This window comes from Actinomadura sp. NPDC048032, from assembly GCF_040653175.1.
Lineage (GTDB): Bacteria > Actinomycetota > Actinomycetes > Streptosporangiales > Streptosporangiaceae > Spirillospora > Spirillospora verrucosospora.
In genome coordinates, this window is the sequence record NZ_JBEZJP010000129.1 from 1 (window position 1) to 19,131 (window position 19,131).

At 73.4% G+C, this 19,131-nt stretch carries 17 protein-coding genes; 14 read left to right on the forward strand and 3 right to left on the reverse strand.

The features are described 5' to 3' along the window. A partial coding sequence (locus AB0C69_RS18925) for a sugar ABC transporter substrate-binding protein (RefSeq protein WP_360355028.1) occupies positions 1-1,269 on the reverse strand: 1,269 nt, incomplete at its 3' end. A gap of 98 nt (positions 1,270-1,367) precedes the next feature. Here AB0C69_RS18925 and gcvPA point away from each other — a divergent pair. Genes gcvPA through AB0C69_RS18955 form a run of 6 tightly spaced genes read left to right on the forward strand, consistent with a single transcriptional unit; the run spans position 1,368 to position 7,557 of the window. Then, entirely contained in the window at positions 1,368-2,732 is a 1,365-nt protein-coding gene (gene gcvPA, locus AB0C69_RS18930) for an aminomethyl-transferring glycine dehydrogenase subunit GcvPA (protein WP_360355031.1), read from the forward strand. Then, positions 2,729-4,309, forward strand: a complete 1,581-nt coding sequence (gcvPB, locus tag AB0C69_RS18935) for an aminomethyl-transferring glycine dehydrogenase subunit GcvPB (RefSeq protein ID WP_345180953.1) — start codon at positions 2,729-2,731, stop codon at positions 4,307-4,309. The genes gcvPA and gcvPB overlap by 4 nt, the downstream gene beginning before the upstream one ends. Positions 4,310-4,316: 7 nt before the next feature. Then, the gene (locus AB0C69_RS18940; protein WP_360355035.1) at positions 4,317-5,423 is read left to right on the forward strand and encodes an NAD(+)/NADH kinase; all 1,107 of its coding nucleotides are present in this window, start codon (positions 4,317-4,319) and stop codon (positions 5,421-5,423) included. Positions 5,424-5,437: 14 nt separating this feature from the next. Continuing rightward, positions 5,438-6,196 carry an SDR family oxidoreductase gene (locus tag AB0C69_RS18945; protein ID WP_360355037.1) on the forward strand — a complete coding sequence of 253 codons (759 nt, stop codon included), beginning with the start codon at positions 5,438-5,440 and terminating at the stop codon, positions 6,194-6,196. Between the two features lie 51 nt (positions 6,197-6,247). Beyond that, positions 6,248-6,892: a GntR family transcriptional regulator gene (locus tag AB0C69_RS18950; RefSeq protein WP_345180960.1), complete on the forward strand. Its 645-nt coding sequence runs from the start codon at positions 6,248-6,250 to the stop codon at positions 6,890-6,892. Then, entirely contained in the window at positions 6,889-7,557 is a 669-nt protein-coding gene (locus AB0C69_RS18955; protein ID WP_360355039.1) for a GntR family transcriptional regulator, read from the forward strand. The genes AB0C69_RS18950 and AB0C69_RS18955 overlap by 4 nt, the downstream gene beginning before the upstream one ends. A 31-nt stretch (positions 7,558-7,588) precedes the next feature. Here the strand turns inward: AB0C69_RS18955 and AB0C69_RS18960 are convergent, their stop codons facing one another. Continuing rightward, the gene (locus AB0C69_RS18960) at positions 7,589-8,395 is read right to left on the reverse strand and encodes an ATP-binding protein (protein WP_360355042.1); all 807 of its coding nucleotides are present in this window, start codon (positions 8,393-8,395) and stop codon (positions 7,589-7,591) included. A 274-nt stretch (positions 8,396-8,669) separates the two neighbouring features. On the opposite strand from AB0C69_RS18960, the gene AB0C69_RS18965 reads away from it, so the two are divergent. The 3 genes from AB0C69_RS18965 to AB0C69_RS18975 all read left to right on the forward strand — a co-directional run bounded on the left by AB0C69_RS18965 (position 8,670) and on the right by AB0C69_RS18975 (position 11,825). Then, entirely contained in the window at positions 8,670-9,599 is a 930-nt protein-coding gene (locus AB0C69_RS18965) for a LysR substrate-binding domain-containing protein (RefSeq protein WP_353835358.1), read from the forward strand. 107 nt (positions 9,600-9,706) lie between these two features. Beyond that, complete coding sequence (locus AB0C69_RS18970; RefSeq protein ID WP_360355045.1) at positions 9,707-10,375, forward strand: GntR family transcriptional regulator; 669 nt, start codon at positions 9,707-9,709, stop codon at positions 10,373-10,375. Between the two features lie 181 nt (positions 10,376-10,556). Beyond that, positions 10,557-11,825 carry a S1 family peptidase gene (locus tag AB0C69_RS18975; RefSeq protein ID WP_360355047.1) on the forward strand — a complete coding sequence of 423 codons (1,269 nt, stop codon included), beginning with the start codon at positions 10,557-10,559 and terminating at the stop codon, positions 11,823-11,825. A 72-nt stretch (positions 11,826-11,897) separates the two neighbouring features. On the opposite strand, the gene AB0C69_RS18980 is transcribed toward AB0C69_RS18975, so the two are convergent. Further along, positions 11,898-13,343 carry an aminopeptidase P family protein gene (locus AB0C69_RS18980; RefSeq protein ID WP_360355050.1) on the reverse strand — a complete coding sequence of 482 codons (1,446 nt, stop codon included), beginning with the start codon at positions 13,341-13,343 and terminating at the stop codon, positions 11,898-11,900. A gap of 99 nt (positions 13,344-13,442) precedes the next feature. On the opposite strand from AB0C69_RS18980, the gene AB0C69_RS18985 reads away from it, so the two are divergent. From AB0C69_RS18985 to AB0C69_RS19005, 5 genes are all read left to right on the forward strand, one after another. After that, positions 13,443-15,104, forward strand: coding sequence for an ABC transporter substrate-binding protein (locus AB0C69_RS18985; protein ID WP_360355054.1), 1,662 nt, complete (start codon positions 13,443-13,445; stop codon positions 15,102-15,104). Beyond that, positions 15,104-16,027 (forward strand): ABC transporter permease, encoded by a 924-nt coding sequence (locus AB0C69_RS18990; protein ID WP_345180978.1) that lies wholly within the window; start codon positions 15,104-15,106, stop codon positions 16,025-16,027. Before AB0C69_RS18985 ends, AB0C69_RS18990 begins: the two co-directional genes overlap by 1 nt. Continuing rightward, positions 16,024-17,013, forward strand: a complete 990-nt coding sequence (locus AB0C69_RS18995) for an ABC transporter permease (protein ID WP_360355057.1) — start codon at positions 16,024-16,026, stop codon at positions 17,011-17,013. Before AB0C69_RS18990 ends, AB0C69_RS18995 begins: the two co-directional genes overlap by 4 nt. 167 nt (positions 17,014-17,180) lie before the next feature. Beyond that, positions 17,181-18,146 (forward strand): ABC transporter ATP-binding protein, encoded by a 966-nt coding sequence (locus tag AB0C69_RS19000; RefSeq protein ID WP_360355060.1) that lies wholly within the window; start codon positions 17,181-17,183, stop codon positions 18,144-18,146. Continuing rightward, positions 18,143-19,099, forward strand: a complete 957-nt coding sequence (locus AB0C69_RS19005) for an oligopeptide/dipeptide ABC transporter ATP-binding protein (RefSeq protein ID WP_345180987.1) — start codon at positions 18,143-18,145, stop codon at positions 19,097-19,099. The genes AB0C69_RS19000 and AB0C69_RS19005 overlap by 4 nt, the downstream gene beginning before the upstream one ends. Positions 19,100-19,131: the final 32 nt, after the last annotated feature.

Sequence of the window (19,131 nt, forward strand, 5' to 3'; positions counted from 1 at the left end):
CAGCACGATGCCGGAGACGGTGCGGTTGACGACGTCCCTCGCCTTCGGTCCGTCCTTGGAGATCTCGATCGGGGGCACCTTGTCCGCGAGGTCGGCGAAGGTCGCGAAGACGGGCCGGCCGCCGTAGTAGGGCTGCGGCGCGGTCACGAACGGGTCCTTGAGCGCGGGCAGGTAGGCGGGGAACAGGCCCTCGTTCTTCAGCATGGACACCTGGTTGGCGCCGTCCGCGAGGGCGAACTCGATGAACGCCCACGCCGCCCGCGCGTTCGCGCTGTGGCCGCTGACGGCGAGGGTGGACCCTCCGTCGTTGGACGTCCGCACCCCGCCCTGGTCGAACGCCGGGAGGGGGACGACGCCGAACTTCCCCTTGAGCTCGGGCATCTCGTCGGTGAGGGTTCCCGACCACCACACGGCGTACGGGGTGGTGGCGACCTTGCCCGCCTTGGTCGCCGAGACGAGGCCGTCCCAGCCCTTCTCGAAGGCGACGAGGTCCTTGTCGGCGAGCGTCTTGAGCAGCGCCGCGGCGCGGACGGCCCGCGGGTCCGAGACGGCGATCCTGCCGCCGCGCACGTAGCCCTGCCCCTGCTGCTGGAGCAGCATCGGGAACATGCTGTCCTCCTGCGGGTCCATGACGAGGAGCTTCTTGCCGGTCGCCGCCTTGATCCGCTCCCCGGCGCGGACGTAGTCGTCCCACGTCGCGATGCTCGCCGGGTCGACGCCGGCCTTCTCGAACATGTCGGCGCGGTAGTAGAGGGCGCAGGGCCCGCCGTCCCAGGGCAGGGCGAAGACCTTGCCGCGCTCGTCGGTGACGTCCTTCCAGGCGGCGCGGGCGAACTCGCCCCGGTGCGCGCCGGCGAGCGGGGTCAGGTCGTACAGCCCGCCGGGGAAGGCGCCGATGTAGCCGGGGAGCCGGGTGCCCTCGACGGTGAGGACGTCGGGCAGGCCCTTCCCCGCCTTCATCCCCACGGTGATCTTGTCGTAGGCGTTGTCGTAGCCGATGTCGACGACGTCGACGCTCGTCCCGGGATGGCGCTGCTCGAAGGCCGGGGCGAGCCGCTTGAGCGCCTTCGCCGCGACGTCCCACGACCAGACGGAGATCTTTCCTTCGATCTTGGCCTGGGCGCCCGCGCTGAGCGCCGGCCCCGCCTTCCCGGCGCCGCCTCCGGTGGCGCACCCGCTCGTTCCGAGCAGCGCCGAGACGGCTCCGGCGACTCCGGCGGTCAGGACGGTCCGGCGTCCGATGGCCGCCCGTCCGGGGTTGGTCGCCATCTTGCCTCCCCAAGGGATTCGGGATAATGCTGTATACAGCACACTGCATCCTGTGTTCTCGTCAAGAGGGTGAGGCAAGGAATGTGAAGGAGAGCGAGATGAACGCGCACCCCTACATCCCGAACTCGGTGCCCGAGGTGAAACGGGAGATGCTGGCGGCGATCGGCGCGCGGAGCGTCGAGGACTTCTACGCGGACGTGCCCGGCCGCATCCGGCTGGACCGCCCGCTGGACCTGCCCCCGCCGATGCGCTCCGAGGCCGAGCTGGTCCGGCACGTCGGCGGGCTGCTGGCGCGCAACACCAGCGCCCAGGAGGCGCTCAGCTTCCTCGGCGCCGGCTGCTACCACCACCACGTGCCCGCGGTCGTCGACGAGGTGGTCAACCGGAGCGAGTTCCTCACCGCCTACGCGGGCGAGCCGTACGAGGACCACGGCCGCTTCCAGGCGCTCTGGGAGTACCAGTCGCTGATGGGCGAGCTGCTGGAGATGGACGTCGTGAGCGTGCCGGTGTACGACGGCTTCCAGGCCGCGTCCACCGCGCTGCGCATGGCGGGACGGATCACCGGCCGCCGCAGGCTGCTGCTGGTGACGGCCGTCGCCCCCGACAAGCTGTCGAAGATCGAGGACTATGTCCGTCCCGACCACGACGTGGTCCTCGTGCCGGTGGACCCCGCCACCGGCCTGGCCGACCCGGCCGCGGTGCGGGCGGAGCTGGCGGCGGGGGACGTCGCGGCGGTGTTCGCCGAGGCGCCCTCGGCGTCCGGGATCCTCGACCCCGCCCTCCCGTCGCTGACCGAGATCGCGCACGAGGCCGGGGCCCAGTACGTCGTGGGCTGCAACCCGATCTCGCTGGGAGCGGTGACCCCGCCCGCCGCGTACGGCGCCGACATCGTCTGCGGCGACATCCAGCCGCTCGGCCTGCCCATGAGCTACGGCGGGATGAACGGCGGCTTCGTCGCGACGCGGGACGAGGAACTCTACGTGGGCGAGTTCCCCTCCCGGCTGTTCGGCCTCGCGCCCACCAGCGTCGAGGGCGAGTACGGCTTCGGCGACGTCGCCTACGAGCGCACCTCCTTCGCCCTCCGCGAGGAGGGCAAGGAGTGGGTGGGCACGGCCGCCGCGCTGAACGGCATCGCCGCCGGGGTCTACCTGGCCCTGATGGGGCCGCAGGGCATGCGCGAGGTCGCCGAGACGATCCTGGCGAACACCCGGTACGCGCTGGACCGGCTGGCCGCGGTGCCCGGCGTGGAGACCCCCTACGCGGACGCCCCCCACTTCGCCGACTTCACGCTCCGCTTCACCGGCTCGCGGACCGCCGCCGAGATCGGCGAGGCGCTGCTGGAGCACGGGATCTTCGGCGGCAGGGTCCTGTCCGGGACCGACGCCCTGTACTGCGTCACCGAGATCCACACCAAGGACGACATCGACCGGCTGGCCGAGACCCTCCAGGAGATCGCCAAGTGAAGACGGGCCCGACCCCCTCCCCCCTCTCCCCCGCCGACGCGAAGATCGGCCCGAAGCCCCCGCTGCGCCGGTTCCACCAGGCCCGGTGGGACGAGCCGCTGCTGTTCGAGCTGGGCTCCCCCGGCGAGCGCGGCGTGCTGCCCCCGCTCCCGGAGGCGCCCGCGGACGTCGTCCTCCCGGACGGGCTGCGCCGCGCCGCGCCGCCCGCGCTGCCGGAGCTGTCGCAGCCGCAGGTGCTGCGGCACTACCTGCGGCTGTCCCAGGAGAACCTCGGCGCCGACTTCAACGTCGACGTCGGCCAGGGCACCTGCACCATGAAGTACAGCCCCAAGGTCAACGACCGGTTCGTCCGCGACCCGAAGGTGGCCGGGCTGCACCCGCTGCAGGACGAGCGGACGGTGCAGGGAGTCCTGGAGATCATGTACCGGCTGGAGGGGCTGCTGCGGGAGGTCTCCGGCATGGACCGGTTCACCCTCCAGCCGGGCGCCGGCTCCGCCGCGATCTACACCAACGTCGCGATGATCCGCGCCTACTTCGCGGCGCGCGGGGAGGCCGAGACCCGCGACGAGGTCATCACCACGATCTTCTCGCACCCGTCCAACGCGGCGTGCGCGAAGACGGCCGGGTTCAAGGTCATCACTCTGTACCCGGACGCCGACGGCTACCCCGACATCGAGGCGCTCCGGCAGGCCGTCGGTCCCCGCACCGCGGCCCTGCTCATCACCAACCCCGAGGACACCGGGCTGTTCAACCCGCGGATCGAGGAGTTCGTCCGGATCGTGCACGAGGCCGGCGGCCTGTGCGCCTACGACCAGGCGAACGCCAACGGCATCCTCGGCATCACCCGCGCCCGCGACACCGGGTTCGACCTGTGCCACTTCAACCTGCACAAGACGTTCTCCACGCCGCACGCCTGCGGCGGGCCCGCCGCGGGCGCCTGCGGCGTGACCGCGGAGCTCGCCCCCTACCTGCCGACGCCGACGGTCGAGTTCGACGGCACCCGCTACCGCCTGGACGACGACCGGCCCGAGTCGATCGGGAAGATCCGTCCGTTCTACGGCGTCGTGCCGAACCTGGTGCGCGCCTACGCCTGGATCATGTCACTGGGCGGCGCGGGGCTGCGCGAGGCCGCGGAGGTGGCCGTCCTCAACAACAACTACCTGATGGCGAAGGTGCTCCAGATCCGCGGGGCGTCGGTGCCGTACGCGCCGGGACGGCCCCGGGTCGAGCAGGTCCGCTACAGCTGGGAGCGGCTCGCCGAGGAGACCGGCGTGCACAGCGAGGACATCGGCATCCGCGCGGCCGACTTCGGCACCCACTACTGGACGAGCCACCACCCCTACGTCGTCCCCGAGCCGATGACGCTGGAGCCGACCGAGTCCTACTCCAGGGCCGAGCTGGACGAGTACGCCGCCATCCTCGCCGAGGTGGCCCGCGAGGCCTACGACGACCCGGAGACCGTCCGGACCGCGCCGCACCGCTCCACCGTGCACCGCGCCCGCCAGGACGTCCTGGACGACCCGGCCACCTGGGCCGTCACCTGGCGCGCGTACCGCCGGAAGATCCTCGGGGAATGAGGCCGCGATGAGGATCGGGCTGGTGGTGAACCCCGTCGCCGGGCTCGGCGGCCGGGTCGGGCTCAAGGGCAGCGACGGCGCCGGCGTCCAGGAGAGGGCGCGGGCGCTGGGCGCGACGCCGCGCGCGCCGGAGCGCGCCGCGACCGCGCTGGCGGAACTGCGCTCCCGGCTCGGCGTCCCGTTCGCGGTGGCGACCGCGGGCGGGTCCATGGGCGAGGGCGCCGTCCTGCGCGCCGGGCTGGTCCCCGACGTCCGGTACCGGCCCGGCGAGCCCACCACGGCGGCCGACACCGTGCGCGCCGCGGCCGCGCTCGCGCCGCACGTCGACCTGCTGCTGTTCGCCGGCGGCGACGGGACGGCCCGCGACGTGCTGGACGCGGTCGGCTCCTCGGTCCCCGTGCTCGGCGTGCCCACCGGCGTGAAGATGCACTCGGCGGTGTTCGGGGCCACGCCCCGCGCCGCCGGGGAGGCGGCCGCCCTGATGGCCGCCGGCGGCGTGCGGATCCGGGACGCCGAGGTGATGGACCTGGACGAGGACGCCGTCCGGGACGGCCGCGTCTCCGCCCGCCTGTACGGCCACGTGCGGGTGCCCGACATCCCGGTGCGCGTGCAGCAGCGGAAGGTGGGCGGCACGGTCGCGGATCCGTCGTCGGTCGCCGGCATCGCCGCCGGGCTCGCGGAGCGCGCCGGGCCGTCCGGCCTGCTGGTGCTCGGGCCCGGCACGACGATGCGCGCCGTCGCGGCCGCCCTCGGCGCCGACGTCCCCCTCATGGGCGTCAACGTGCTGGCGGGCGACGGGACGGTCGTCGCGGCGGACGCCGCCGCCGCCGAACTGGAGGCGCTGGCGGGCGCGACGCCCGCGTGGATAGCCGTGACTCCGATCGGCGGGCAGGGTTTCCTGTTCGGCAGGGGCAACCAGCAGATCTCCCCCGCCGTACTGCGCGCCGCCGGCCGCAACCGGCTCGCCGCGGCGGCGACCGAGGCCAAGCTCGCCTCGCTCGGCGGCCGCCCGCTGCTGGTCGACACCGGCGACGAGGACCTCGACGCCTCCCTGCGCGGCCACCTGCCCGTGCTGACCGGGCACGGCCGGTTCGCCATGTACCCCGTCCGATGAAAGGGAGACCGAACGTGAACTCACTCGAAGGCAAGACCGCCGTGGTCACCGGGGCCGCGGGCGGTATCGGGCGGGCCTCCGCCGAGCTGATGGCGGAGCTCGGCGCCGCGGTCGTCCTGGCCGACGTCGACGAGGCCGGGGCGGAGGCCGCGAAGGCGATCGAGGCCGCGGGCGGCCGGGCCGCCTTCGTGCGCGGGGACGTCTCCTCCGCGGCCGACTGCGCGCGGATCGTCGCCGCCGCGCGGGACGCCTTCGGCGGGGTGGACGTCCTGTTCAACAACGCCGGCGTCATCCGCCGCTCCACCGTCCTGGAGATCGCCGAGGACGACTGGGACCTGGTGATGGCCGTCAACGTCAAATCGATCCTGTTGATGAGCCGGGCGGCGATACCGTTGATGGCCGCCGCCGGGGGCGGCAGTATCATCAACACCGGCTCGGGCTGGGGCATCCAGGGCGGCGCGCGGGCCGTGTCCTACTGCGCTTCGAAGGGCGCCGTGGTGAACATGACCCGGGCCATGGCGATCGACCACGGGCCGCAGAACATCCGGGTCAACTGCGTGTGCCCCGGCGACACCGACACCGGCATGCTCGCCGAGGAGGCCCGCCAGCTCGGCGAATCGGCGGAGGCGTTCTACGCCGACGCGGCGGACCGCCCCCTCGGCCGGATCGGCCGGCCCGCCGACATCGCGGCGATGGTGGCGTTCCTCGCCGGCGACGCGGCCGCGTTCGTCAGCGGGGCCGTCATCCCGGTCGACGGTGCCGGGACGGCCTGACCGCCGGTCACGGCCCGACCGTCCGATCCACCAGGAGAGGAAGACCACAGCATGCCGATCGACCGCCGCCCCCTGCGCGAACAGATCAAGGACGAGATCCTCGACCGGCTGGGCAAGGGGGAGTTCGACCCCGAACAGGCGATCAACGAGATGGTGCTGGCCGCGGACCTCGGCGTCAGCCGCACCCCGCTCCGCGAGGCGCTCATCGGGCTGGAGCGCGAGGGCATCATCGTCAGCGAGCGCGGCAAGGGGTTCCGGTTCGCCCCGATGAGCGCGAAGGAGTTCGACGACCTCACCACGATCGTCGCCGCGCTGGAGTCCCTGGCGCTGGAGTCGACCGACCCCGAGTTCCTGCGCGCGGTCGCCCCGCGCCTCCTGGAGGAGGCCCGCGCGTTCTCCGTCCCCGAGGCGGAGCACGCCGTGATAGAGCGCTACGACGACGCCTGGCACGATCTCCTGCTGTCCGGCTGCCCCAACGAGCGGCTGATGGACCTCATCACCTCGCTGAAGCTCACCATGCACCGCTACGAGCGCGTCGTGGTCGGCGACTGGGAGGTGCTGGAGCGCTCGGCCGAGGAGCACGAGCGGATCGCCGAACGCCTGGTCGACGCGGACGTCGAGGGGGCCGTCGAGGCCCTGAAGGCCAACTGGCAGAGCGGGAAGGCCCGGATCCTCTCGCGCCTCACGGAGCGATGATGCCGAACCTGCCCTCGCTCGGCCCGCGCAAGAGCGTGCGGGTCCAGATCGCGCACGCGCTGCGCGCGTCGATCGTCAGCGGTGAGATGCGCTCGGGCGTCGTGTACTCCGCGCCGGCCATCGCCGAGCGGTTCGGCGTGTCCCCGACCCCCGTCCGGGAGGCCATGATCGACCTGGCCCGGGAGGGGCTGGTCGAGGTGGTCCGCAACAAGGGCTTCCGGGTCCCCGAGCTGTCCGACGACGAGCTGGACGAGATCACCGACGTCCGGTCCCTGATCGAGATCCCCGCCGCCGTGCGGCTCGCGCGGGCCGGCATGGCCGCGCAGGTCCGCGCGCTGCGGCCGCTGGCCGAGGAGATCGTCGCGGCGGCCGGGCGGCGGGACGTCGTCGCCTACATCGACGCCGACCACCGCTTCCACCTCGCGCTGCTCGGGCTCGGCGGCAACGCCCAGCTCGTCCGGCTGGTGAGCGAGCTGCGCTACAAGTCCCGCCTCTACGGGGTGCCGCGGCTGGCGGAGCGGGGCGAGCTCGAACCGTCCGCCCGCGAGCACGAGGACCTGATCGAGGCGGTGGCGAACGGCGACGCGCGGGGCGCCGAGGCGCTGATGCGCCACCACCTCCGGCACGTCCGGGGGATCTGGGCGGACCGGCCCGAGGGCCGGTGAGGCGGGGCGCCGCCCGGCACCGGACCGCCGGTCAGCACAGGTCCCACGACGGCGCGCGCGGGGCGGGGGCGCGGGCCGCGCCCTCCTCGCTCAGCCGGACCATCTGCTCGACGACCTCGACCGCGTCCGACGGCGGGTGCCGGACGACGCCCCGTCCCGGCAGCTCGAACAGCAGCGCCCCGTCCTTCACCCAGACCCACAGCCCCGCCCCGAAGTGCACCACCGTCGCCTCGGCGCCGAGCGAGACGCGGGCCGGCAGCCCGCGCGCGGCGGCGAGCTCGCGCAGCCTTTCGGGCACCGGGCCCGGCGCCGGCGGGGGCAGGGCGGCTGCGGACGCCTCCGGCAGCGGGACCGTGAAGTAGACGGCCTTGCCGGACACCGGGTCCGGGCCGAGCCTGCGGCGGGTGGGATGGACGCCCCAGCAGCCCCCGGCCTCCTCGGTCAGCGCGTTCACCAGCATCAGCCCGCGGCCGCCACAGGCGTCGGTGGCGGGCTCCCCGGCGGTCGGCGCGGCGGCGTCCGCCGGGCCGGCGGCGCCGGCGCCCCGCCAGGGCGCGGCGTCGAACACCTTGAGGGTGAGATGCGGAGAGGGGCGGCGGCTGAGATACGCCCACACCTCGGCGCGGTTCCGATCGCCGTGCACGACGGCGTTGGTGGCGAGCTCCGAGATGATCGTCTGCGCGTCGTCCGCGGGCATGCCGAGCTCCGCGAGCACCGACCGGGCGAGGGAGCGCGCGAACGCCGCCGCCGCCGGCCCAGGCGGTAAGGACCAGGCCGGAAACGCGCCGTCGGCCAGTTTCGACCCCGCCATCTCCACCGTCTGCGGATTATCCGGCATGAGCGATCGCTTTCCACGAGAGTTGTCGGCGGCGCGTCCGGCCCCCAGGAGAGAAAAAGGGTGAGAAGGGCTCTCAACCTGGGGGCCGGCGAGACGGGATCTCCCTTCTTCCATACGCGCGATCATGGCCGGGAGACCGAGGGTGAGGTGCCGCCGGCACCGTGATCGCCCACCTGTGTGGAGGAGTACCGGAATTATTGCGGTCGGTCCGAGTCGCGGGTCATCGGCTGATGCATAATTTCCAGCTATGGATCTCGACATCAGTCACCTTCGCATGGTGTGCGCGATGGCGGAGACAGGGAGCGTCACCCGGGCGGCGGCCCGGATGGGAATGTCCCAGCCCGCAATGTCGAACCAGCTCCGCCGGGTCGAGGAGATCGTCGGCGGAGCGCTGTTCACCCGCAGCCGATCCGGTCTGGAGCCGACGCCGCTCGGCGGCCAGGTCATCAGCCGGGCGCGGACGATCCTGTCCGAGATGGACACGCTGTTCGGCGACCTGCGCGGACCGCGGAGCCCGCAGGAGACCCTCGGCCTCGGATGCGTCCACCTCGCCTGCGTCGGGAGCATCGTCGCGCGGGTGGGCGAGGCCCTTCCCGGCCGCGAGGTCTCGCTGCGCATCGAGCCCTCCTCCGCCCTGCTGGGCGACGCCCTCGCGCGCGGCCATCTGGACGCCGCGCTGATCGGGCTCATGGAGGGCTTCGACGTCCCGATCGCGGCGCCCGTGGTCAGCCGCACCCTGGTGCCCCGCTACCCGATCTTCGTCACCCTCTCCGCGGACCATCCGCTCGCCGGCAGGGACGAGATCGACCTGTCCGACCTGCGGGACGAGGCGTGGATCGCCCCGCCGGGCGCCGACGACGGCTCGCTGTCCTCCCTGCGGGCCTCCTGCCGCGCCGCCGGCTTCGAGCCCATCGTGCGCTACGAGGCGCCGAGCGGGGCGGCGTGCCCGCTGGTCGCGGCGGGGCACGGCGTCCGGATGGTGGACCCGTCCTGGCCGCCGCACCCCGGGACGGTCGTGCGGCCTCTCGCCGGGGAACCGCAGGTCGCCAGGCTCATCGTCGCCTGGCGGCGGGACCGCCTGGGAGAGGAGGAGGCCGCGGCCCTCTACCGGGGGCTGGCGGCCGCCTACCTGGAGCACACCGCCAGCCATCCGACCTTCGAGGCGTGGTGGCGCGCCCACCCCCAGGTGCACCCGCTGCTGTGACCGCGCTCCCGTGACGGTGCCCGCGCGGCCCGCCATCGTGATCTTGTCTCGGCCGGGCCTCCGGGCCGCCCACGTGGCGGTATTCTGATCGTGGGTGAGGAGGGCCAATGGATCCGGTGGCCGATGCCCTGGTCGGGCTGCCTGACCTCGGCGGCCAGAGCAGCCTGCGCGGCCAGGTGGCCGAGGCGCTGCGCAAGGCGCTGGCGACGGGCACGCTGCGGTCGGGCGTCGTGTACTCCGCCCCCACCCTCGCGGACGAGTTCGGGATCTCCCCCACGCCGGTCCGCGAAGCCATGATCGACCTGGTGCGGGACGGCCTGTTCGAGGCCGTGCGCAACCGGGGCTTCCGGGTCGTGCGGCCGTCGGCCCGCGACCTCGCCGAACTCACCGAGCTCAGGGAGCTGGTCGAGGTCCCCGCCGTCGCGCGGCTGGCCGGCGCCGTTCCCGAGGCGTCCCGTCCGCGCCTGCGGGCCCTCGCCGAGGAGGCGCTCGCGGCGGCCCGGGAAGGCGACCCGGTCGGCTTCCTCGACGCCGACCACCGCTTCCACGCCGAGCTGCTCGAACTCACCGGCAACCGGACGCTCGTCCGGACGGTCCTCGACCTCCGGGGCCGCTCGCAGATGCACGGCCTCGCCCGTCCCGCCCCGGCCGAGACGCTGGTGGCGTCGGCGGAGGAGCACCTCGGGCTGCTGGACGCGCTCGTCGCCGGCGACGCCGAGAAGGCGCGGGAGCTCATGACGCGCCACCTCGACCACGTGCGGGGCGACCACCGCTGAGGGCGGCCTCCGCCAGCACTCCCTCTGACCGGATCCGGCCATAACCGCTCGGAGCTGGGCTGACGCCGGAGACACGGCCCTTGGCAAGTGCTGTTTCACATTTTACAGTGCAATTTCACATTGCATTGCGGACGCCGCGGCCGGACGCCGCGGCACCCCCGTCCGCGAAGGAGGCTCCCGTATGGTCCGCCCGAATCGCAGAAGGGCCGCCGCGGCCGTCGCCGTGGCCGCCGCCCTGACCGCGGCATCACCGGCGGCGCCGGCACACGCCGACGCCCCCGGTGGCCGTGGCGCGCCCCCCGCTCCCTCCCCCCACCCGCCCCGGATCCAGTCCCAGCAGGAGGCCAAGGCCACGCTCGTCAAGCAGATCGCCAAGGACCACCGGGTCTCGGTGGCCGAGGCGGGCCGCCGGGCCGACCGGCAGCCCGCGCAGTTCAAGCTCGCGTCCCGGCTCGGCAAGGAACTCGGCGCCGCGTACGGCGGCGCCTGGATCGACCAGGCCCGCGGCGGCGAGCTCACCGTCGGCGTCACCGGAGCCGGCGCGTCGGCCAAGGTGCGGGCGAAGGCGGAGGCCGCCGGCCTGGGCACGACCAGGACCAAGAAGGTCCGGTACGGCTTCGGGCACCTCCAGCGGGTGTCCGCCTCCCTGGCCGAGCGGGTCGCCGTCGCCAACAAGGGGGCCGAGAACGGCCTGCAGACCGGCATCGTCACGTCCGGCAACGCCGTGAAGCTGAGCAGCCTCAAGGGCGCCGCGCTCACCCCGGCCCAGCGCGACGTCGTCGGCTGGGCGCGCCGGACGTTCGGCGGCGCGGTCAAGGTGTCGACCTACGCCCACAAGTCGGTGCCCCGGTACTGCTACGACGACTACAGCTGCGACCCGCCGCTCCGGTCCGGCCTGGCCATCTTCACCGGAGGAGCGCGCTGCACCAGCGCGTTCATGACCTACTCCGGCAGCCGGTACTACATGCTCACCGCCGGTCACTGCGCCGAGCTCGGCTACTGGTGGGACGTGTCGACCTACAGCTACGGCTACCAGAACGTGGGCGGCGCGGCGGACTACACCTTCGGGTGGTACGGCGACTACGCCGCGGTCTCGGTCGACAATCCGGGCTGGTGGCAGCCCCGGGGCTGGGTGCTCCCCCAGACGTCCGTCTACGGAAGCCAGAGCGACTACGTCGGCGGTTACGTCTGCAAGCAGGGATCGACCACCGGCTACACCTGCGGGTCGATCACCGAGGTCGACGCCACCGTGTCCTACCCGGACCGGACGCTGTCCGGCATGACCTGGAGCACCGCCTGCGACGGGCCCGGCGACAGCGGCAGCGGCGTCTTCGACGGGAACTACGCCCACGGCATCCTGAGCGGCGGTCCGAACTCGGGATGCGGAATGATCCACGAGCCCATCGGACGGGCCCTGTCCGGTCTGGGGGTGTCCCTTCTCAGCGGCTGACCTCCGCCGGCCCGCGCACAGGGGCGGCGCCGTGCCCGGTGGCCCCGGGCCCGGCGCCGCCCCTTCGCCGCGTCAGTCCTTCAGGGACTGCATCCAGTTCTCGATCTCCTCGGGGTGGCGGGGAAGCGCGGAGGACATCAGGCGGGCGCCGGTCTCGGTGACGACGACGTCGTCCTCGATGCGCACGCCGATGCCGCGCAGTTCCGGGGGCAGCGTCAGGTCGTCGGGCTGCAGGTAGAGGCCCGGCTCCACGGTCAGGACGTGGCCGGGGCGCAGCTCCCCGTCCAGGTACTGGGAGGCCCGCGCCGCCGAGCAGTCGTGGACGTCCAGGCCGAGCATGTGCCCGCTGCTGCAGAGGGTGTAGCGGCGGTAGATGCCCGACTCGGGATCGAGGGCGTCCTCGGCGCTGCGCAGCACGCCCCAGTCCTGGAGGCCTTCGGCGATGACGCGCATCGCGGCCATGTGGAAGTCGCGGAAGCGGGCGCCCGGGCGGACGGCCGCCAGCCCCGCCTCCTGCGCGTGGTAGACGAGGTCGTAGACCTGCCGCTGACGCGGGGTGAACCACCCGCTCACCGGGAGGGTGCGGGTGATGTCGGCGGTGTAGAGGGTGTCGGTCTCGACCCCGGCGTCGAGCAGGAGCATCTCGCCCATGCGCAGCGTGCCGTCGTTGCGCGTCCAGTGCAGGACGCAGGCGTGCGCCCCGGCCGCGGCGATGGTGTCGTAGCCGACGCCGTTGCCCTTGATGCGCGCGACGCGCTCGAAGGTGCCCTCCGCCCACCGCTCTCCGCGCGGCATCCCGGTGACGCGCGCCAGCCCGGCGGCGACCGCGGTGAAGCCGTCCACCGTGTGGTCGACGGCGGCCTGGAGCTGGGCGATCTCCCAGTCGTCCTTGACCAGGCGGAGCTCGGCGGCGCAGGCGGCCAGCTCCGCGTCGAGCTCGGGGGCGCGGGCCGGCACGGCCCGGTCGACCTCGGGGTCCACGCCCCGGATCACCCGGGCCGGGACCGGGCCGCCGAGCGCGCCGGGCAGGTCGTCCAGCGGCGCGCAGGCGAGCCCGAGCCTCTCCTCGGTCTCGGCCAGGGCGGCGCGGGGGCCGACCCAGAACTCTCCGTGGCGGCGGTCGCGGAAGAAGCCCGCGTCGTCGCGCGAGGACCGGGGCCGGTGGTAGAGGACGGCGTCGTGGCCCGTGGCGGTCGGTTCCAGCACCAGCACGGCGCCGGTTCCGGTGTCCGCGCCGGTGTCCCCGGTGAGATGGGCGTACGCGGTGTGCGCGCGGTACCGGTAGTCGCAGTCGTTGCTGCGCACCTTCGAGGGGCCTGCGGGCAGGACAAGGCGTTCGCCGGGAAAGAGGGCCGACAGGGCCGCGCGGCGTTTCTCCGCGTACGGCGCCACCGACCGGCGCACCGGGAGCGGTTTCCCGCTCGGGGCCCAGTCCCGGGTCATGAAGGAGGCGAGGGTCTCGGAGACGGGCAGGTCGTGGCTGCCCGTCGCGAAGCGGCCGGCTGCAGGGTCGTCCATGTGAAAGTCCTGGATGTGGAGATTCGATAACGGGGCTTGTAGTGCAATTGCACTGTACTATTTTATATGGCACTCCGCCCGTCGATGCACGGAGACGCCATGAAACGTCCGGTCAGAACCTGCCTCGCTCTCGCCGCCTCGCTCGGCACCGTCGCCGGCGCCTCCGCCTGCGGTTCGGGGGACGACGCCACCGCCGCCAAGGCCGGAGGCACCCTCACCGTCCTGTACACGCAGGACTTCGCCCATCTCGACCCACAGCGCAACTACGTGATGTTCGCGATGGACTTCGGCACGCGGCTGCTCTACCGGACGCTCACCACCTACGCCGCCAGGGAGGGCCAGGCGGGCACGCAGGTCGTCCCCGACCTCGCCACCGACACCGGCACCACGCCCGACCAGGGCAGGACGTGGACGTATCACCTCAAACCCGGGCTGAAGTTCGAGGACGGGACGCCCATCACCAGCGCCGACGTCAAGTACGGGATCGAGCGCTCCTTCGCGCCCGACCTGCCGGAAGGCCCCGGCTACGCCAGGACGATGCTGGAGGGCGGTGACGGGTACAAGGGGCCCTACAAGGACAAGGACGGTCTCGCCTCCATCGCGGCGCCGGACGCCCGGACGGTCGTGTTCCGGCTCAAGCAGCCGTCGATGGACTGGCCGAAGGTCACCACGCTTCCGACGTTCGCCCCCGTCCCCAAGGCCAGGGACACCGGCGTCAACTTCGACAGGCGCCCCTTCTCCTCCGGCCCCTACAAGGTCCAGTCCTACGACCGCGGTCGGCGGCTGGTCCTCGTCAGGAACACGCACTGGGACAAGGCCACCGACGGTGTCCGCCAGGCCAACCCGGACAAGATCGTGGTGGAGGAGGGCCTCGCGCAGGCCGCCATCGACCAGCGGCTCATCGCCGACCAGGGACGGGACCAGCGCGCGGTCACGCTGTACTCGGTCGCGCCGGCGAGCATGCCGCGCATCCTCACCCGCCCGGACGTCAGGAAGCGGTTCGTCAGCGCGACGAGCCTGTGCACCCGGTTCCTGGCGATGAACACCGCGAAGCCGCCGTTCGACGACCCGGCGGTGCGGCGGGCGATGCAGTACGCGATCGACAAGGAGGCCTACCGCACCGCGCACGGCGGCAGCGGCGTCGGCGAGCTCGCCGGGTCCTACCTGCCGCCCGCCATGACCGGCGGGCGGGCGCAGGACGTCTACCAGGCGCCGCCGAACGGGGACCCGGGCAAGGCGAGGCGGATGCTCGCCGCGGCCGGCAAGGGCGCCGGGTTCTCGATCGCCCTGACGACGACCAGCAGCGAGCTCGGCAAGTCCGAGGCCGAGGCGGTGCAGCAGGCGCTCGCCCGCGTCGGGGTGCAGGTCCGGATCAACTCCGTGGCCAAGAGCGTCTACTACGACACCATCGGCGACACCGCGAAGGAGGACGAGCTCGTCTTCTACGGGTGGTGCGCCGACTACCCGTCCGCGGCCTCGTTCATCCCGCCGATCTTCGACGGGCGCGCCATCGCGCCGAAGGGCAACACCGTCGTCTCGCAGATGAACGACCGAGCGGTCAACGAGAAGATCGGCGCGGCCGTGAAGGGCAACGACCCGGCCGCGTGGACGGCGCTCGACCGCGAGCTGATGGGGCTGTCGCCGATGGTCCCGCTGATCCACGACAAGCTGCCGCTGCTGCGCGGTTCCAAGGTCACCGGCGCGTACGGCCACGCCATCTGGGAAGGCGAGTTCGACTTCGCCACCATCGGGGTGATGTAGTGGCCGGCAGCGTGCCGGTGCCCGCCGGCCGGTCGCCGTGGCGGCCGGCCGGCGGGCGGCTGCGCCGCGACCCGGCCGCCCTCGCCGGGCTGGCGATCATCGCGCTGTTCGTGCTGCTCGCGCTGGCCGCCCCGCTGCTCACCGCCCTCAACGGGCACGGCCCGAACGAGTTCCACCCCGAGAAGATCGACAAGGCGCTGGCCGGCGCGCCCCGGGGGGCGTTCGGCGGCGCCGACGGCGACTTCTGGCTGGGCGTCGAGCCCGGCACCGGCCGGGACGTGTTCAGCCGCATGGTCTACGGCGCCCGGATCTCGCTGCTGATCTCCGTCGCGGCGACCTGCGTCGCCACCGCCGCCGGCACCGCCCTCGGCCTCACCGCGGGCTTCGCCGGCGGCCGGGTCGACGCGGCGATCAGCCGCGTCATGGACCTGGTGCTGTCGTTCCCGCAGCTCATCTTCATGATCGCTCTGGTGTCGGTGCTGCCCGAGGGGGACCGGACGCTGGAGCTGGTGTTCGTCATGGGCTTCTTCGGCTGGCCCTACATCGGGCGCATCGTGCGCGGCCAGACGCTCTCGCTGCGCCACCGGGAGTTCGTGGAGGCCGCGCGCGCCACCGGCATGCCGCGCCACCGCATCGTCTTCCGCGAGGTCATGCCGAACCTGCTGGCGCCGGTCCTCGTCTACGCGACGCTCACCGTCCCGGTCAACATCGGCACCGAGGCGGCGCTGTCGTTCCTCGGCATCGGCGTCCGGCCGCCGGACGCGTCCTGGGGGCAGATGATGGCCAAGGCGATCGACTGGTACCAGGTGGACCCGACGTTCTTCGTGGTCCCCGGCGTCTGCCTGCTGCTGACCGTGCTGGCGTTCACGCTGCTCGGCGACGCCCTCCGGGACGCCCTCGACCCGAAGGGGGCGGGCCGGTGACCCGGTACGTCGCGACGCGCCTGGCCGGGGTCGCCGGGGTGCTGCTCGTCATCTGCGCGGTGACCTTCACGATCTTCTACGTCTTCCCCGCCGACCCCGCGCTCCAGGCGTGCGGCAAGTCGTGCACGCCGGAGCGGCTCGCCATGCTCCACCACCAGATGGGGCTGGACCGGCCGCTGTGGCGGCAGTTCGCCGACTACCTCGGCGGCGTCGTCGCGGGCCGGAGCTACGGCTCGGGGCCGCAGGCCGTCCGGTGCCACTTCCCGTGCCTCGGGTTCTCCTACCAGAACAACACGCCGGTCTGGGACCTGATGATGCAGCGGCTGCCGACCACGCTCTCGATCGCCGTCGGCGCGGCGGTCCTGTGGCTCGCCGGCGGAGTGACCGTCGGCGTCGTCTCCGCGCTGCGCAAGGACTCGCTGCTGGACCGGGCGCTGATGGTGGGCACGCTCACCTCCGCGTCCCTGCCGATCTACTTCACGGCGATGGCGCTCACCGTCCTGGTCGTCCAGATCGGGGGGCTGCTCCCCTACTCCAGCTACGTCCCGTTCGCGGAGGACCCCGCCGCCTGGGCGAGGAACCTCGTGCTGCCGTGGGTCGCGCTCGCGCTGCTGTACGCGGCCATGTACGCGCGGTTGTCCCGGGCGTCGATGGTGGAGACGATGGCCGAGCCCTACATCCGGACGGCCCGCGCCAAGGGCCTGCCCGAGCGGACGGTCGTCGCCAAGCACGGGCTGCGGGCCGGGCTCACGCCGGTCCTCACCGTCTTCGGCATGGACCTCGGCGCGCTGCTCGGCGGGGCCCTGATCACCGAGAGCGTGTTCGGGCTGCCCGGCATCGGGCGGCTCACCATCGACTCGATCGACACGTCCGACCAGCCGGTCGTGATGGGCGTGGCGCTGCTGGCCGCCTTCTTCATCACGTTCGCCAACCTCGTCGTGGACCTGCTCTACGCGGTGGTCGATCCCCAGGTGAGATTCACATGAGCGGAGCGAACCGGGGGGTGTGGGGGGTCGCCCCCCACAAGGAGCACGCATGAGCGGAGCGAACCGGGGGGTGTGGGGGGGCGCCCCGCCACAAGGAGCACGTATGAGCGGAGCGAGCCGGGGGTGCGGGGGGGGCCGCCCCTCAGCGCCCCTCAGAAGGAGCGCGCATGAGCTTGCTGAGCGTCCGGGACCTCGCCGTGGAGTTCCGCACCGCGAAGGGGACGATCCGCGCGGTGGACGGGCTGTCGTTCTCCCTGGAGGAGGGCCGCACCCTGGGCATCGTCGGCGAGTCCGGTTCCGGCAAGTCCGTCACCAGCCTGGCGATCATGGGGCTGCTGGGCGGCGCCCGGGTGAGCGGGTCGATCGAGGTGGCGGGGACGCGGATCGTCGGGGCGGACCGCGAGCGCGTCCGCGCGCTGCGCGGCCGGAAGGTCGCGATGATCTTCCAGGACCCGCTGTCGTCGCTGCATCCGCACTACACCGTGGGCGAGCAGATCGCCGAGGCGCGGCGGCTGCACTTCGGCTCGTCCCGCCGCGCGGCGCGCGAGGAGGCCGTCCGGGTCCTCGCCGACGTCGGCATCCCCGACGCCCGGGAGCGGGCGGGCGACCACCCGCACCGGTTCTCCGGCGGGATGCGCCAGCGCGTGATGATCGCCATGGCGCTCGCCTGCGAGCCCGACCTGCTGATCGCCGACGAGCCGACCACCGCCCTGGACGTGACCGTCCAGGCGCAGATCCTGGAGCTGATCGCGCGGATCCAGCGCGAGCGCGGGCTGGCGGTCCTGATGATCACGCACGATCTGGGGGTGGTCGCGCGGGTCGCCGACGACGTCCTGGTCATGTACGCGGGACGGGCGGTCGAGCGGGCGCCGGCCGACGCGCTGTTCGCCGTGCCCCTGCACCCCTACACCCGCGGGCTCCTCGGCTCCCTCCCCCGGCTCACCGGCCCGCCCGGCGAGCTGGCCCCGATCGCGGGCACCCCGCCGTCTCCGCTGTCTCCGCCGGCGGGGTGCCCGTTCCATCCGCGGTGCGCCGAACGGGTCGAGGTGTGCGAGACGACCCGTCCGGCGCTCCTCGGCACGTCCCACCCGGCGGCCTGCCACCTGCTCACGATCGCGAAGGGACCCCGATGACGGCGCTGCTCCGCCTGGAAGGCCTGACCAAGACGTTCCAGACGCGGCGCGGCGCCGTGCGGGCGGTGAACGGCCTGGACCTGGAGGTGCGGGCCGGGGAGACGCTCGGCCTGGTCGGCGAGTCCGGCTGCGGCAAGTCCACGACCGGGCGGATGCTCGTCCGGCTCCTTGACCCCACGGCCGGGCGGATCGTCTTCGACGGCGAGGACATCACCGGGCTGTCCCAGCGGGAGATGCGGCCGCTGCGCCGCGACCTGCAGATCATCTTCCAGGACCCGTTCGCCTCGCTGAACCCGCGCCACACCGTCGGCTCCATCGTGGCCGAGCCGCTGCGGGCGCAGGGCGAGCGGGACCCGCTGCCCCGCGTCCAGGAGATGCTGGAGTACGTCGGGCTCGGCGCCGAGCACCTCGACCGGTACCCGCACGAGTTCTCCGGCGGGCAGGCCCAACGGATCGGGATCGCCCGGGCCCTGGTCACCGGCCCCCGGCTGGTCGTCGCGGACGAGCCGGTGTCGGCCCTGGACGTGTCGATCCAGGCCCAGATCGTCAACCTGCTGGCGGGCCTGCGGCGCCGGCTCGGCCTGGCGTACGTGTTCATCGCGCACGACCTCGCGGTCGTCCGGCACGTGTGCGACCGGATCGCCGTGATGTACCTCGGCCGGATCGTGGAGACCGGGGCCCGGGACGTGGTCTACGGCGCGCCGGCGCACCCCTACACCAGGGCTCTGCTGTCGGCGATCCCGCTGCCCGACCCGGTGGCCGAGCGGGCGCGGGAGCGCATCGTGCTCCGCGGCGACCCGCCGAGCCCGTCGGCGCCGCCGCCCGGCTGCCCCTTCCACCCGCGGTGCTTCAAGGCGCAGGAGCGGTGCCGCACCGAGCCGCCGTCCCTCAGGATGGCCGCGGGCCGCCAGGTCGCCTGCCACTACCCGGAGACCGAGCCGGTCGCCTCGTGACAGGGCCGGGGCCGGACCTCGCGGTCCGGCCC